The sequence below is a fragment of the Ignisphaera cupida genome (assembly GCF_030186535.1).
Lineage (GTDB): Archaea > Thermoproteota > Thermoprotei_A > Sulfolobales > Ignisphaeraceae > Ignisphaera > Ignisphaera cupida.
On sequence record NZ_JASNVW010000006.1, the window covers coordinates 26660 to 38974 of the forward strand.

Consider the following 12315-nt stretch of genomic DNA (forward strand, 5'->3'; position numbering starts at 1 on the left):
AGCCTAGTCATAAGGTGGAGATAACAAAATGTTTGCAATACCTTATAGCATCTCTAGGTAGGTGATGTTGAATTGGATTTTGCTCTTCCATATAGCATAAGGTTGTTTAAGGATCTTGGTTATGTTGTTAAAGGTGTTTCAAATTTTGATAAGGAATCCATTCTAATTGATGTTGTTGCTCAACCCAAGATAACACTTACATCAATTGGTGTAGGAAAGATTGTTGAAAGTATCAATTCTTGTGCTGAACCTGTAGTTGTGGGGAGTAAAGTTGTTTGTGAAGCAAATGGTTTTTCTCATACTGAATTTGGTATAGCTGTTAAAAGGTCGAAAAAAGGAGCAATTGTTAAATCTAAAAATTTTATAAAATCATGTGAAAAGGTTGCAACAGCTAAAATTGATGGTGCATTTATTGTAGCATGTTATGAGGATAAAAGCACCTCTATTTATTTAGCAACTTACGATGAACTAAAACTATTCGATAGAATATATAAAAAAGCTAGGCCAGATAAATGTAGTATAGGCTATAAAGCAGCTGCTTGTACCTTTGAGGATGGTAGAAGTGTAATTGTTGCACCACCAAGATTGATAGAAGTTGGTATGCCAATAGATGTAATAGCATATCAGGAGCCATTTGTATATGGTTTTTCAAAGAATTGGATAGTGACTGTAGATGTATATTCGTTGGATATAAGACCCTGTATAAAAACAAAAAATGAAGTTAGATTTGTGGGATTTATACAAGATTTACCAGTGTTTGAATCAAATAATAATATATACACATTAGAGGGGGGATCATTAGTAAAGAAAGCTATTATAGCAGGTTATGTATCAGCTTATGGAAATATAGTTGTGGATGATAGTGATGTAGTTCTTAAGATTATGAATGAATATGGTGAAATACTCTATAAAATACCAAAGGATAGTAACAGCAAATGCATAGCTATGAAAGATGGTGTTGCATGTTTTAGAAAAACATGGATAGGTCTATTAGATTTTAATAGAAAAAGTAGAATACACATTGAGTTAAATTCTAACGGTATTCACAAAATAAGTGTGAATACTGAAATTTACATAGTAATAAGGTACAGGAATAGGGAATTCTATGTGGAACCATTTAAAAAAATTGAAATATGTGATGAAAATGAAAATGTTTTAAAAGATCAATTATCCACACTTGAAATAGAACATCTTCTAGGAACTAATAACATTCTTGTTGAATCTAAGTTAAAAACTCACTAGAATGAGCTAGTAACTTGTTTATTTTTCACTTAGCATCTTTGCATAATTAATATAGATATGTAAGGTTGTAGTAAAAAGGAATGATTTAAAAAACATAGCTGCATTATTGCACAGGTAGCTTTGGTAAATTAACACCTTTTTGCCCTTGGTATCTGCCTGCATATGGCTTCTGAATAGGTGTTGTAACTTTTGAAAATACTACATGAAGGAACCTGGTATTCTTTTTAATTTTAATTGGAAATGTTGATGTATGTATCTCTATTGTTATCTGGCCCTCAAATCCTCCATCAATTATTGTGGGTGGTATTGATAAACCCATTCTAGCAAATGTTGATCTAAGTTCCACAAATGCCATGAGCTCTGGAGGAACTTTTACATATTCAACAGTTGTAGCCAGGTATATTTTTCTCGGCTCAAAAATAAATTCATCAGCTTTAAAGCATCTATAAAATTTAGTTATATTAACATAAGGATCATAAGGATCTAAAACATCATTAATTTCACTTAGTACACATATTTCGTCTCCAATTCTTAAATCTAAACCATTTTCCCTAACAATATCATCTGAAAAAGGTATTATCTTTAATCTCTCACTCTTTATGTAATTAATTAAATCAAAGTCAGAAAGTATCATAATCTATACACCTTCAATAATTCCAACTATCTTTAGTATTTGCATTTTTTACTTAGTTCACTAGCAAGATCACGTTCTTTTATATCACCATAGGGTTTTTCTTCATAAAATATTCTTCCTTCATATATAAAGATCTTTGTTTTATTATCATACCAGCAATCAGGTTCCAAACCAGCTTTTAAACATCCTTCGGCAAGAAATGTTTCAACATCCCAGCAATAATCTATTGGCACCTGTGGTAGCAGTGTTCCTGTGTTCCAACCTCTTGAAATTATTATACCATGCTTTCCAATGATTATATCCTTCATCGGATTCTTTGTAAGCATTGGAGGTGAAAGAATAGAAACTTCTATAACTATATTCTCAAGCTCCTCCTCTTTTAATGGAGGAAAACGTGGATCCTCAGTTGCTGCTGCAATAGCAGATTCTATAACTATTCTTGCTAATGATGAAATGGGTTGTAAAAATCCTATGCATCCTCTAAGCTCCTTCTCACTTGTTCCTACAATTCTTTCTATAGTTACGAAAGCCATTCCACGTCTCATGAACTTTTTATCAATTAGCTTATCAGGTTCCATTTTGATGCCTTTTTTTATATATTCTTCTATTGCTTTTCTGGCTAGTCTAACTAAATATACTCCATCCTCAATTGATAATTCACTAGGTAAAATTACATCACTTTGGCTCATTATTATTACCCGTATTAACTACATTAACTTTTTTCATAGCAATAGTTATGTTTTCCAGTACATTAACTTTTCTAATCTTAGCTTTTTCCAGTACTTCAGTAATTGTTTTCCAATGATTTCCTTGCCAATAAACCTTCTTACAAGAGGGACAAAGCCAAAATTCCTTATATTTTAACACAATATTTTTAGAGACTCTATGCGCAACATCAATTATGGAGGTTGTATAGCGAAGTGGTGTATTACAGTTTGGACATCTAGTATCGTTTTTATTGAATTCTAATTGAATGTTAAATCTTGCAGAAAGCTCTGCCAAAACCACACTTATGTCGGGATCTTCAACAAAAAATGTTCTTACATGTAACTTTTTAGCTCTATTGAAAAGACCTTGATCTCTAGTTATCAAAATTCTATCCTCGTTTTTAGCTATCTTCAAAAGCTTCCAATCATCTATTTTTCGATAGTATAATGTATCATAACCTAAAAGTCTTAGCCAACGAGCTACGTGACCAAGCATCGAATCTACTACAAATCTTGGATTGCTCGGCATTAATTACCTCCTTTTTAAAGTTGAATGAGTTAATCTTTACTATCATTAAAAACTATTTTGTGGAACTATTATAGTTTCTGTACTCAAACAATGTCTTACCCTTCTTAATTTTTTTTATGCAATACTTTGTCTATGGTACTCCAAGACCTTCTAACTATTGGTGGTATCTCTCCATGTGTTACATAATACTTTTTTAACCAGTCAATCGTTTTTCTATCACTTGGATAACCACTTCCCACATCTCCATAGACTTTGCTTAACTGTTTTATATGTTCATCACGCAAAACTTTTGCAACTATACTTGCAGCCTCTACAACAGCATATTTAGAATCTGCCTTGAATTCTACAATGACTTTTGCTCTAATATTCAATGAACTTATCTTTTCCTCAATTCTCTTAGGATTGGTGAAGGCATCAATGTAAATTTCCTCTATATCAATGATTCTACATGCTTTTTTAACAATATTTAGAATTGTGCTCATTTCTAAGCTATTAATATTGTATTCATCTATTTGACTAGGCTGTATCCTACTAGTAATTACAAGTGATGATAGAGAAAGTATTATGGGAAATAGCTTTTCTCTTTTTTGTTTTGCTAGTTTTTTACTATCGTTTACACCGAGGCTATTTAGTATAGGCAGAAACTTTTCTTCTATTGCAACCAAGGCTATAAACATGTCACCTACGAGTGGACCTCTTCCAGCCTCATCAATTCCAGCTATAATTTTTGTCTTCATCTATTTTGCCTCTTTACTAAACATTTCTAATATTTTCAAGGAAACTTCTGACGGTATTTCAAACATTTTTATTTTTTCCTTAGCATGCATTTTGTATAGTTCTAGCTGCTCCGTTGAAATATTTAGCAGTTGATTAAATATATTAAGAGCTTTCTGCAAATCTGATATATGATAAAGTGGAAAGCCCCAGTTCGATACGCATTCATTCACATATAGCTTTGTTGGAAATAAACATATGCCTGGAGTTCCAAGCAATGCTGATTCTCTTGCCATTGTTCCTCCACCTGTGACTACTAACCTGGCATAGTAACTAAGTTTTGAAGCATCCACATCTACCATATTGCTTGGTATGATAAATTCTCTATATTCTTTAAATTTATGCTGCAAATAGTCATTATGATACCTAGGTAAGTAAACTACTTTGTATCCTTTACTAATGGCAGATTTAATAATCTTCTCAAATACTTCAATAACATCTTCTTTTTGTGTATTATAATACGATGCTTTTATCTCTGGAGGCCTAATCACTATGTATTCATAAGGTTTCAAGTTCCATCTGTCTATATAGCTTGGATCTGGAGAAAATTTCCTAATCCACTCTAGCTCATCTACACCATTGAATTGAACAATAATTGTTTCTTCTCTAACTATGTATCTTTCTATTTCCTCTTTTGGAATACAGGAAGAAAATATCACCGCCCTAGCCAAAGGCAGCGAAAGTTTTGATGGAGCCTTGCTATGTGGACTATCAGTAAAAGCTATGTAGGGTTTTCCCAATCCAAAAGCTATCCTAGATGCTACAGGATTGGGAAATGCCATTAGAAAATCAAACTCAGGTAAAACTTCAAGTAAGGCCAGAGTTCTCTTTGCTTCTTCAGCAATCTTATCTTTGAGACTTTCAGCATATATACCAATAACATTATACTCTAAACCGATGCTCTTTAAAACAGAGACTGTGTAATCATAATTTCTAGCTGTAATAAAAACCTTGAACCCTCTTTCCCTTAGAACAAGTGACATATAGCCAAACAACTTTGCTTGCTTTGGCGTTAGAACATCCATCCATATCGTTATCAATTTCCTTTACCAACATTAAATTAAATACGTTTCTAAATAAGTTTATAATGAAATGCATATTTCAGAACTAATTTAGTAGTTAATTGAGTTAGGGTGAAAATATTATGACAAAAACAATTGAAAGAAAGCTGTTTGGAACTGATGGTGTTAGATGGATTGTAGATAAGGAGGATATATCGTTTCCACTAAGACTATCAATGGCTATTGGTAGTTACTTCCCCCCTGGTTCTAGAGCTCTAGTAGGTAAAGATGCAAGAATAGGCAACAACTTAATTTACCATCTTGTTATTGCTGGTCTAGTTTCGACAGGTACTAAAGTTTATGATGCTGGCTTTACACCAACACCAGCTCTGCAATACTGTGTTAAAGAATGTGGTTTTGACTATGGTGTTGTTGTTACTGCAAGTCATAATCCTCCAGAATGGGTTGGTATAAAAGTTGTTTTAAGCGATGGTATAGAGGCTCCACCTGAAATTGACATGGAGATAGAGTCAATATTATTTGAATCTAAATTTAGAAAAGCTTCATGGCACGATCTAAGATCTGTAGAGAGATTTGATGTGGCAATAGATTATTATATAACTGGTATCAAGAAGCATTTCGATGCTGAAAAGTTTAGAAAGAAAGAGATGAAGGTTGTGGTAGATTGCGCTAATAGTGTTTCAGTATTTACAACACCAAGGCTATTAAAAGAACTTGGGTTAAAGGTTTTAACAATTAATGCTGATGTTGGTCTACCTTACAGATTTTATGAACCAACACCAGAAACACTATCGGATTTAATGAAAATTGTTAAAGCCGTTAATGCTGATTTTGGTGTAGCGCATGATGGTGATGGTGATAGAGCCATTTTTATTGATAATGAGGGTAGATTTGTTGATGGAACTATATCAGCAATAATAATGAGTAACTATGTTGCGAAAAAACATGCAAATCTTCCCAAAAGAATTGTTACAGCAATTTCTACAAGCCACATTTTAACTGATAAATACTTCATTAAAAATGGTATAGATGTTGTTTGGACAAGGGTAGGTTTCTTAAATATAGCTAGAAAAATTGTTGAACTTGGTGGAGCAATTTCAGGTTTTGAAGATAATGGAGGATTTGCCTATGTACCATTTCAGTTAGTACGTGATGGAACAGCTGCAGCAGCCTTAATGGCCAACATACTTATCGAAAATGGTGAGAAACTTTCAAATATTGTTGATGCAATTCAAAAACCATTTATATTAAGAACAAAGATTCCAATTTCAAATAGAGAAGAAGGGTTGGCTATCGTAGAGTCTCTAAAGGATTACTACAAATCATATAAAATAATTGATATAGATGGAATAAAGGTTATTATGAATAATGCATCATTTCTTGTAAGACCAAGTGGAACAGAACCTTTGCTAAGAATAGCTGTAGAATCATGGGATGAAGAAACGTCAAAAGATATTCTCTCTGAGCTGCTAAGCAAAATTGAAGAAGTTAAGAAGAGGCTAGAAAAATGAAGTATAGACTCCTCAACTACTTGGCATGCCCTTATTGCAAAGATAAAGGTTTTCCACTAAAATTAGTTGTGATAGAAATAGCAAAGTATGAAAGTAGAAAAATACCTCAAAATGTTCAAATACCTCTTTGCGATCTGTACTGCTCATATAAGAATGGATTTGTAAAGGAGTTAACTGAAAAGGGCATTGAAATACCATGTAATGAATGTATAAAGATTGAGGTGAAAACAGGAGTACTTTACTGCAATAATTGTAGTAGATGGTATCCCATAATAGATGAGATTCCTCGTTTACTTCCAGATAGCTATAGGAAGAAGAGTGAAGATTTGGAATTTCTTAGCATGTACAAAGATAAGGTGCCAGAGGAAATTAAAATGAATGGAAAACCATATAACTTATTAAGTAAATAACGCTGTATAAGTTACACAAATTTGGCGTGAATCAAAATAATATGTTGAGGTGTAGTGTAAAATGTCATCAATGTATGATAGTCTGACTCAATGGATTGAAATGCAGAAAAAGGTTAAACAGTGGTTTAGTAATGTAAATGATAATGCAAAGAAAGGTGATAGGCTAGAATTGATATTGTATACTAGAATGGCATTTCAGCACATGATTAGAACACTTAGAGCTTTTGATAACTGGCTTCAAGATCCTTTTATTATTAGTAATATGCCTAAAGAAGAACTCGAATTTGTGTGGACTACCATCTACAATATACTACAACAACTAATAGATCTTGATATTAAACACACGTCTGAGTTTAGAGATTATATAGCTAAGTTAGAAAAGGAAGGTAAGCTAAGCCCTTTATTATTAGAACTATTTGGCGAAGGTATTGGTCAGAGAAGAAGAGGGGAACGTGAAAGAGTCTCATTATCAATATAATAAAGTTTTTATGTCTAAACACCTAATACTGTAAATTGCAACAAATTTTGCTAATTTTTAAATTGTCTTAATTATGATTTTAACATTTTGGAGAATAAGAGAAGTATGAAAATTTTTGCTAAAACATAGATTATAATAAATAGTTTGAATTTAAATGAAACCTAGTAGAAATCTTTATCGCTATTAAATGATAAACGTCTTATTTTTATCTCTTTCTAATTTGTTGCATAATTTGTGTTGCTGTTGCAACTTCTTCATCTATTGCAACCACCTTTGTCTTTAATTCTTCCACTGTACCTAAGATCTCAGATAATTTCTTGTCAACAGTTTGTATTGTTTCTAAAAACTCTTTACCTTTGCTTGTTAATTGAAGCTTCTTAGTTTTTGGATCTGTTTCAATTAAACCTACATATAGTAATGCTTTGATATCTTCAAGTAGTTCTCTAACAATTATTCTATTACCTAGCTTTACTATTGTATATCCTAAGTTCACTCCTTTTTCATCGTTAAGTATTGTTATTAGATGAGTTAATCCTTTTTCACTAACGCTATTAAGTGTTTTTATCATGTATAGTAATGTTAATTTTCGTCTATCGTTTCTTATTGCATCAATTGTAACAACTTGAGTTGAAAATACCTTGAGTTCTTTTGTTTTTTGCTGTTGTGTTTGTTGTTTCTCAGGCATTTTTAATCACCAGTAGTCTACTTCACCTTACTAACATCAATAGTATACTTAATAAGCTCAGTAGCTTCATCACCATATACATTAGTAAAAATAGTTTCATCAATAATAGTATGATCTAGTCTTTTCCATTTTTTAGTAAGATCTTCAATAATTGTTTTCAATGAGTTAATGGTATTGTAAATAAGTATCACTTTGTTTATAGCATCTTTATAGTTGCTTATTTGCTGAATTAAAAATATTGTTAATAGTATTAATATTGCTGTGCTAAACAATAATTGAATGACGATTGTAGGAGTAAAAATTGTGTGAAGAGCTAAGCCAATAATTGAAGTTATTATAGAAGGAATGAATGTTAAAGGCACTAAAATTATTGTTGTTAATAATTTCAGATGTAATGATAAAAACGAAGCTAATACAGTAAATAGAACAATGAATGTCAATGTTACAAAGCTAAGATTATTTACAATTTGAAGTAAATATAGTATGCTAAAAGATGCTATGCTTGTAATCATTGAGATTAGTATTGTAATTGCTAGAAATAACAAAGACCTTTGTGTAGTCAATTTGAATTCTACACCTAGTTCTTTTACATAGTTAGAAATACCTCTTACTACATTTGATATAGAGTTTATGATGTCTTTAGTTTCACTTTTTTCAATAGAATTTCTCAAATTAAAAATCTCTATATGGAGCTTATTTAGTATTTTCACTGCTTTTTTGGATACTAAAAACTGTTGGCTTTTTTCTAACTCCTTCACAGAGTCTTTTAATTCATTGACGTTAACACCTAAAGTTGATATAGAATCAGCCAAAATGTTCAATACTTTGGATAAATCCTTTTCTAGTACCATTGTTTTCAACTCAAAATTACTAAAATTATTTGCCAGATTCTCTCAAAAACATTTTTCCACTCAACAAATGTTTTAACTATGTTTTCTCTCCATATATATTCATATAACTGAGAAATTAGGTAAATGTAAACATATGGTGTTAGTTGAACAGCATAGAAACTGTACTGAGTTCGTGAACCAGCAAGCCAAAGTATTATATAGGCAAGAATAAAACCAGATAACAAGATCCAAGGCCTTTTGCTTATAGAATTAAACTTTCTGTAGGCTATTGTAAGTATGGCTAGGATAAAGCTTAGCAAATAAGCAGGAACAAAACCTTGAGCATAGATTGTTACACCATTCGAGTATATATATAAGGGAAATGAGTTTAAACCAAAGAACCAGTCCCAAGGTGCTGATGCCACAGGACATTCACTTCCAACACATTTAATTCTGAGATGCCATGAAATAGCACCTAAAATGCTTTGATTAAGCCATGTATCAATACCTAGTCTAAATATTATTGGTATTGATACTAGCAGCTGAAAGAATATAAATGATAGCAATGCTAGTGTTAGAAGCTCAACAGATTTTGAGAATACCTCAACAAATTTCTTTCTACCTTCTCTAATAATGTTGCTTATGTATAAAAGTAATATTGGCAAGAAAGCTAAGAGAGCTGTAAATTTAAACGTTGAAGCAAATCCAAGAACAAGTATAGAGGCTTTGTATTTTCCATAAATAGCTAAAAGAATAGCTAGGGCGGTGAAAGCAGCTACATATATATCTAATAGAGCAATAGATGCAAGATTTCTCGTCAAAGGGTCTACAGCTATTGCAGAAGCCATAATTAAGCTAAGCTCATTTGATCCCGTAATTTTCTTAGCTATGAGGAAAGAAATTATTACTGTTAAAGAGCCCATTATAATTGATGGAATACGCCAATAGAACGGTCTATCACCAAGCAGAATCATGGACAAGGCTATTATGTATTTAGCCATTGGCGGATGCTCTAAATTCATATATGTGTTTATTCCCTCAGTATCGCCAAGAATCCAGCCATAGACAACATCACTTGCATTAGTCATTTTTGCAAACAAATCTAATGCACTTAAATTATTTGAATGTACATAAATTGCATTGATTTTATTAAATGATGTTGAAAGCACTGTTACACCATATTGTGAAGCTATTAATGACGCCTTAAAGGCATCATTCTTTGTAGAGTACACCAATGTTGCATTACAACAATGTATTTGTTTTGGCTGTAACCCAAATAATTTTCTTAAAATATTTCTGGCAGCATCAACATACCACACCTCATCTGATACATACCCCTTCGCTCCTATGTAAAATTTCTTCATCTCCTCATTTTCAAGATCTAATGCTTGTACAGCAACTAGATATACATGAGTTGCAATAATGATGATTAAAAGAACTATTGTAAAATAGTTATAATCTCTCTTCAATACAGATACCCATTATAACTACAAAGATACGTCTTTTTAAGGTTGAAATAAAAGTTTAAAATCTTTTATGTTGTGTCTATATTCAAATTACTAAGAGTTAGGGAATTTTCAAAAATTAGTTAGGAGTCTTCTTAAGAGCAGTTATGAAGTTTATGAACGTCTAAGGTGTTTTGCGCTGAATGTAGAGAAAAGAGTATGGAATCAATTATAAACAGATATGATGAAACAAAGGAGATTAAAATTCTAGTTGTGCTAATCTTTTTACTGCCTTAAGCAACTGGGTTTCGTATGGCAATCCAACAAATACTACCCTCCCGTTTACAACAATTGTAGGAACTGTTGTTACAGCATATTTGTCGGCTAAATCGGGATTTTCGTATGCTTCAACAACAATTGATCTTACTTTTCCTCCTCCATAGATTTTGCTGGCATATGCAAACATGTTTGAAAGTAGTACTGCATAGGGACAATAAGGACATGGTGGTGTGACAATAGTTTCAATAACTGCTCTGCCTTCCAAATTTGATAGTTCTTTAATTGTTGATTCTGAAAGTCCATGATCACCTGTGCTTATTCTGATTATTGTTTCAACAAATGCCTTAACTTCTTCACCTGCGGGCATACCAAGATATGTTATAGCGCCATCGAGAAGCATTATTGAAGGAATTCTATCAATGTTATGTCTCTTAAACATATCTCCATTGGTTTCTAAATCATATTTTTCAATTACTATAGCTTTTTCAGATCCCATAGGCGGGCTTGCTTCCACTAATACATTTAACAACTTTTCTGTTTCTGAGCATGAGAAACATTCTCTTTTATTTCCTGATGTAAAGAATTTTACACGAACCTGTGCTCTCATGTCTTTTAATGTTTCCTTCAACACCTCTACATCGCTATCTGTTACATCAAATTTAAACATCTCTTCTATATATGGCGGTAACACATATTCTGATGGCATTTTTACTACCTTCGTATTTCTTATCAAAACTTTTTATTATTCAGCATCATTTAAAAAGATTTCTCATGTGAAAATCGTGCTATGTGTAATAGTCTCTATTTATGTATCTCTGAACTATTAGCTTCATTTTCTCAATGTCATTGCGTATTTTCTCAACTTTTAATTCTTCTATTCTCTTTTCATTTGATTCTAACACAAACTCTAATAGTTTAGATGGGAATGCCTTATGTAATATTCTTGTGTTTGGTATGAGGCAATGCCCCCCTATGTAGTCTGGGTAGTATAGAGGTCTGTCATGCAAAACTTCATGAACCTCAGCAATAAACTCCATAATAGTCTCCATATCAGCATTAAATCTCGTTGCAATTCTATGTATCTCCTGCCAAGAAGCTATCATTATAGCTCTATATGTAGTTTCCCACAACTTTGCCAACTCTAATGTTTCTGGATCTCCTACATACTCCCTTACTTTGAAACCTGCTAAAATGAGATGTAAAACAAATACTGAAAGCTCATTACCTGGAATACTTGCAATCCATTTAGTCCAAAAATATAGATGCTTAACAATATTTGGATGCTTACCTCTAACTGGTGAGAATGCTGTTGGAATAGATACTTGCTTATAAACTTCTCTCGTTGTTCCTGGAGCAACAGTAGAGTGAATTATTATGTATCTTGGTTTAAACATATTAGCATACTGCTTAACTATGTCAACAAATTTTGATGTATATGGTATAGCTATGTGCATGAAATCAATGCTTTGCGGTATTTCCTCTAGCTTATTAACAGTTTTAGCAGTGTCAATGTCAAATCCATAAACCTCAAACTTACCGCTTTGACTAAGCACTTTATAAATAGCATTTCCAACTTCGCCAAGACCAATAACTACTGTTTTATCCACTTATTATCACCATGAAAAAGACAATACATATCCTCAGTTTAAAAATCAATATAATTTTGTCATCAGTGCCGGAATCAATTCATCATTTTGCTCAGTCTAGGACGCCAACATCATATTAATAAGGATGTGAATTCGCTATGTAAAAATACAAGATATGTTCAA

At 32.2% G+C, this 12315-nt stretch carries 14 protein-coding genes; 4 read left to right on the forward strand and 10 right to left on the reverse strand.

From position 1 onward, the window contains the following. Window positions 1-72: 72 nt before the first annotated feature. Entirely contained in the window at window positions 73-1242 is a 1170-nt protein-coding gene (locus tag QPL79_RS07940; RefSeq protein ID WP_285274277.1) for a hypothetical protein, read from the forward strand. A gap of 103 nt (window positions 1243-1345) precedes the next feature. Here QPL79_RS07940 and dcd read toward each other — a convergent pair whose 3' ends face one another. The 5 genes from dcd to QPL79_RS07965 form a co-directional block, all read right to left on the reverse strand. Beyond that, on the reverse strand, window positions 1346-1876 hold the full coding sequence (dcd, locus tag QPL79_RS07945; protein ID WP_285274278.1) for a dCTP deaminase: 531 nt from the start codon (window positions 1874-1876) through the stop codon (window positions 1346-1348). A 32-nt stretch (window positions 1877-1908) separates the two neighbouring features. After that, the gene (locus QPL79_RS07950; RefSeq protein WP_285274279.1) at window positions 1909-2565 is read right to left on the reverse strand and encodes a TIGR00296 family protein; all 657 of its coding nucleotides are present in this window, start codon (window positions 2563-2565) and stop codon (window positions 1909-1911) included. Continuing rightward, window positions 2552-3112 carry a Mut7-C RNAse domain-containing protein gene (locus QPL79_RS07955; RefSeq protein ID WP_285274280.1) on the reverse strand — a complete coding sequence of 187 codons (561 nt, stop codon included), beginning with the start codon at window positions 3110-3112 and terminating at the stop codon, window positions 2552-2554. Before QPL79_RS07955 ends, QPL79_RS07950 begins: the two co-directional genes overlap by 14 nt. A gap of 104 nt (window positions 3113-3216) precedes the next feature. Beyond that, complete coding sequence (rnhB, locus tag QPL79_RS07960; RefSeq protein WP_285274281.1) at window positions 3217-3849, reverse strand: ribonuclease HII; 633 nt, start codon at window positions 3847-3849, stop codon at window positions 3217-3219. Next, complete coding sequence (locus QPL79_RS07965) at window positions 3850-4926, reverse strand: DUF354 domain-containing protein (RefSeq protein WP_285274282.1); 1077 nt, start codon at window positions 4924-4926, stop codon at window positions 3850-3852. Window positions 4927-5030: 104 nt separating this feature from the next. On the opposite strand from QPL79_RS07965, the gene QPL79_RS07970 reads away from it, so the two are divergent. The 3 genes from QPL79_RS07970 (at window position 5031) to QPL79_RS07980 (ending at window position 7307) form a co-directional block, all read left to right on the forward strand. Further along, on the forward strand, window positions 5031-6419 hold the full coding sequence (locus QPL79_RS07970) for a phosphoglucosamine mutase (RefSeq protein ID WP_285274283.1): 1389 nt from the start codon (window positions 5031-5033) through the stop codon (window positions 6417-6419). Further along, window positions 6416-6829 (forward strand): Trm112 family protein, encoded by a 414-nt coding sequence (locus tag QPL79_RS07975; protein WP_285274284.1) that lies wholly within the window; start codon window positions 6416-6418, stop codon window positions 6827-6829. The genes QPL79_RS07970 and QPL79_RS07975 overlap by 4 nt, the downstream gene beginning before the upstream one ends. Window positions 6830-6890: 61 nt before the next feature. Next, window positions 6891-7307: a DUF2153 family protein gene (locus tag QPL79_RS07980; protein WP_285274285.1), complete on the forward strand. Its 417-nt coding sequence runs from the start codon at window positions 6891-6893 to the stop codon at window positions 7305-7307. Window positions 7308-7512: 205 nt separating this feature from the next. On the opposite strand, the gene QPL79_RS07985 is transcribed toward QPL79_RS07980, so the two are convergent. The 5 genes from QPL79_RS07985 to QPL79_RS08005 form a co-directional block, all read right to left on the reverse strand. After that, the gene (locus tag QPL79_RS07985; RefSeq protein WP_285274286.1) at window positions 7513-7992 is read right to left on the reverse strand and encodes a hypothetical protein; all 480 of its coding nucleotides are present in this window, start codon (window positions 7990-7992) and stop codon (window positions 7513-7515) included. Window positions 7993-8009: 17 nt separating this feature from the next. After that, a complete protein-coding gene (locus QPL79_RS07990) occupies window positions 8010-8843 on the reverse strand; it encodes a hypothetical protein (RefSeq protein ID WP_285274287.1) in 834 nt (277 codons plus the stop codon). Between the two features lie 5 nt (window positions 8844-8848). Then, complete coding sequence (locus QPL79_RS07995; RefSeq protein WP_285274288.1) at window positions 8849-10291, reverse strand: glycosyltransferase family 39 protein; 1443 nt, start codon at window positions 10289-10291, stop codon at window positions 8849-8851. Between the two features lie 235 nt (window positions 10292-10526). Continuing rightward, a complete protein-coding gene (pdo, locus tag QPL79_RS08000) occupies window positions 10527-11252 on the reverse strand; it encodes a protein disulfide oxidoreductase (RefSeq protein ID WP_285274289.1) in 726 nt (241 codons plus the stop codon). Between the two features lie 79 nt (window positions 11253-11331). Next, window positions 11332-12153, reverse strand: coding sequence for a Rossmann-fold NAD(P)-binding domain-containing protein (locus QPL79_RS08005; protein WP_285274290.1), 822 nt, complete (start codon window positions 12151-12153; stop codon window positions 11332-11334). Window positions 12154-12315 lie beyond the last annotated feature (162 nt).

What these genes read in the sequence shown, in the direction of transcription:
- dcd (WP_285274278.1), bottom strand. Translation starts at nt 1,876, where the DNA reads ATGATACTTTCTGACTTTGATTTAATTAATTACATAAAGAGTGAGAGA.
- QPL79_RS07950 (WP_285274279.1), bottom strand. Translation starts at nt 2,565, where the DNA reads ATGAGCCAAAGTGATGTAATTTTACCTAGTGAATTATCAATTGAGGAT.
- QPL79_RS07955 (WP_285274280.1), bottom strand. Translation starts at nt 3,112, where the DNA reads ATGCCGAGCAATCCAAGATTTGTAGTAGATTCGATGCTTGGTCACGTA.
- rnhB (WP_285274281.1), bottom strand. Translation starts at nt 3,849, where the DNA reads ATGAAGACAAAAATTATAGCTGGAATTGATGAGGCTGGAAGAGGTCCA.
- QPL79_RS07970 (WP_285274283.1), top strand. Translation starts at nt 5,031, where the DNA reads ATGACAAAAACAATTGAAAGAAAGCTGTTTGGAACTGATGGTGTTAGA.
- QPL79_RS07975 (WP_285274284.1), top strand. Translation starts at nt 6,416, where the DNA reads ATGAAGTATAGACTCCTCAACTACTTGGCATGCCCTTATTGCAAAGAT.
- QPL79_RS07980 (WP_285274285.1), top strand. Translation starts at nt 6,891, where the DNA reads ATGTCATCAATGTATGATAGTCTGACTCAATGGATTGAAATGCAGAAA.
- QPL79_RS07985 (WP_285274286.1), bottom strand. Translation starts at nt 7,992, where the DNA reads ATGCCTGAGAAACAACAAACACAACAGCAAAAAACAAAAGAACTCAAG.
- QPL79_RS07990 (WP_285274287.1), bottom strand. Translation starts at nt 8,843, where the DNA reads ATGGTACTAGAAAAGGATTTATCCAAAGTATTGAACATTTTGGCTGAT.
- pdo (WP_285274289.1), bottom strand. Translation starts at nt 11,252, where the DNA reads ATGCCATCAGAATATGTGTTACCGCCATATATAGAAGAGATGTTTAAA.